Origin of the sequence: Trebonia sp. (assembly GCF_049794275.1) — a bacterium.
In the GTDB taxonomy this organism is placed as follows: domain Bacteria; phylum Actinomycetota; class Actinomycetes; order Streptosporangiales; family Streptosporangiaceae; genus Trebonia.
In genome coordinates, this window is sequence record NZ_JBARCR010000132.1 from 1 (window position 1) to 2,568 (window position 2,568).

2 protein-coding genes and 1 pseudogene are annotated in these 2,568 nt (G+C 67.2%); 1 reads left to right on the forward strand and 2 read right to left on the reverse strand.

The features are described 5' to 3' along the window. Nucleotides 1-776: 776 nt before the first annotated feature. Entirely contained in the window at nt 777-1,784 is a 1,008-nt protein-coding gene (locus tag WA805_RS03600) for a hypothetical protein (protein ID WP_425241642.1), read from the reverse strand. Between the two features lie 188 nt (nt 1,785-1,972). On the opposite strand from WA805_RS03600, the gene WA805_RS03605 reads away from it, so the two are divergent. After that, nucleotides 1,973-2,218, forward strand: coding sequence for a DUF2252 family protein (locus WA805_RS03605; RefSeq protein ID WP_422285791.1), 246 nt, complete (start codon nt 1,973-1,975; stop codon nt 2,216-2,218). Between the two features lie 62 nt (nt 2,219-2,280). On the opposite strand, the pseudogene WA805_RS03610 reads toward WA805_RS03605, so the two are convergent. Then, nucleotides 2,281-2,568 (reverse strand): annotated as a pseudogene (locus WA805_RS03610) (catalase family protein); the annotation flags it as partial.

A 2,568-nucleotide genomic window follows, 5' to 3' on the forward strand; every position in this document is an offset into this window, starting at 1 on the left:
TCGCGCTGCTGGGCGCCGGAGCGCGGGTCCTGCTGGGAGCCGTGCGCCGCGGCCAGCAACGACAGGACACGAGCGACCAGGACGCCCCGACGGCCGGGTGAGGGCCGCCAGGACCGAGCCGACAGGCCGGTGGACCTGCGCACACCGCAAGGCGCCCGCATCGGTGCGGTGGCGCTTGCCGCGGCGATATCCGCATGCAGGACCGAACATGGCGAGGCTCTGCGTTGTGGACCGAAGAGAAAGGCTGTCACGGCAGATCCGCCGACAATTCTCGGCTGGTGCAGATCTGCCAGCCTGCGCTCCGACGTTGCTGGCACTGAGCTTCCCCGGCATCAGGGCGGCGTCTCGGACTCCAGCGCACTGGCCGAGGCCCGGCGGATCGTCCCCGCGCCGCCGCCACGGCGCAATGCCCTCGATCTCGGTTTCCAGCGAGAAGCTCAGCAACGTCCTGACCCTGGGCAACGTGATCCATCAGCTCAGTGAACGTCTCACCCGACGTCCCGGCAGCACCGCGAGGATCATGTAACCCTTGCCCCGCAAGAGAGGCCGAAGGGGGCCGTCCAAGCTGACGCCGGAGCTGACCCAGATGATCAGGGAGCTGGGCGCGGCGGGGGAGTTCCAGGCCACGATCGGACCGGGTGCCAGGACTGGATCGGGCACCGGAGGTCAAGGGGATCCGCCGCCAGCTTGCCGAACTCGCGTCCGTCGGCCGGGCCGCGGCATAAAGCTCGCAGTCGCCCGCCGCCACGCGCAGGCATGCCCGGACGAGCTGGGGTTCATGTACGTTGACCGGGAGCATTTTCAGAAGGCGTTTGACCGGGGACCAGGTTGCGTCCGGAGATGAGCTTGGCGCTCATCTTGATCGTCTTGACCGCGCCGGTGGCGCCCGCCTGCAACGTCAGCCCGACAGCGAAGACAATGGTGCCAAGAATGAACAGCGTGGTCGACCCGAGCATCAGCAGTCCGACGCGGCCCAGGACGTAAGGAGGAGTGCAGACCACCGCTCCGATAGCCCCGCCCACCGCGCTGGCAGCCAGCTTGTCGCGCCTTGAATGGGTGGTCTTCATGCCGATGAGCCGGGTCGGCACAGCGACATAACAGAGCATCATCACGCCGATGACCGCGCTCAGGGTGAGCCCGAACCAGAACACCCCCCAGCGGACGACGACCACCGTGGACAGGCCCAGCAAGATGCCAGCCACCGCGCCCGATCCCAGGACGACAGCCAGGTGAGACCGAGCCTGGGCGAACGCCGGCCTGATCGCCGGTCGGCCCGGTTGGACAATCGCGAAGGCGAACACGGCGTTCAGGTAGAAGCTCCCCGCGGTGATCGCGGCAATGCCCAGCACGATCGGGATCACGACCGCCGGCCCGGTCAGCGAATGGAACGACTTGCCGTGCAGCATATGAGCCTTCAGGTCGTACATGGCGGCCCAGATCCACATCGCGGGCAGCACCTGGATCAGGGTGAGCCGCCAGTTGGTGAACAGCAGCTTCACTCCCTCGAAGAGCATCGCGAAGGCACCGACGGCGAGGGCGAGGGGAGCAAGCCACCGCCGGGAGCGGCTCAGCCGCAGCACCATGTCATCTACGAGCGCCTGGTCACTGTCCCTGACGGCTTGGATAAACCGCTCGACCTGTGCCCGCGTAATGCGTCGCCGCGCGGGCGACCCGCCATCGGTCCCGGCGCCGGGCAAAGCGGGCTGGCCGAAGGCATCATCAACAGGAGGCGACTCCGTCGGCGGCTCGGGTGCATTCCCTTCGATCGCCACTACACCTTTCACGGGCAGTCGTACGCTGGGCGGACCGGAATCCGGTGGAACGAGACACCCTAGGGGCACCGACCTCGGCTATCGGTCCGATACGACCGTAACCCCGGCCAAATGGGGGCCGGATCACCCAGTCGGGTAAGGTCGGCAGTCGCATTGCGCGGCATAGTCCGGGTAGCTAGGAAGGAGCCGATCATGACCGGATGGACGGCTGGACGCTTGCCCGGGCGCACGCGCGCTCTAGGGACCGGATCGCCATCGCCGCCTACCTAGGCGGCTCAGACGTGTTCGATCGGGCCATCACCCAGTTCGCCGCCGCCTACGCCGACCAGAACGAGCCCGACCATCAAGTTCTGGTCGGGCTGACCCTGGGCGCAGGGGCGGAGGCCGCCTGGTACTCGACCTGCTCCTCACCGGGCTCGGGGTCACCCTGGAGCCGTTTCCGCTAACGGCCTTCATCCGCCGCCCTGGCCGTCAAGCTGGCGGCAGGCGTTAGTGCATCAGGTCAAGGCTAGGGCAGCACCTCGTCGGCGCTGCCGGGCTCCTTACGTTGCTGATGGTTGAGCGTGTGGCGGAGGACGGACGCGTGGCGGTAAACCTCTTTCCTGACCCGCATGATATTGCCGAGGGGGGAGTGTTCCGCCGTTACCCGCCACGGCGTAAATGACAGCGCGTCCATCTTCTCGAGGTTGTCGTCGCCCGAAATGTCCTGCTGCGGGATACGGACCTTGGCCACCGTTACGAACGGGGACAACTGCTCAGGCCACTCGACGGTAACATCCTCGACCGGCATCCGGCC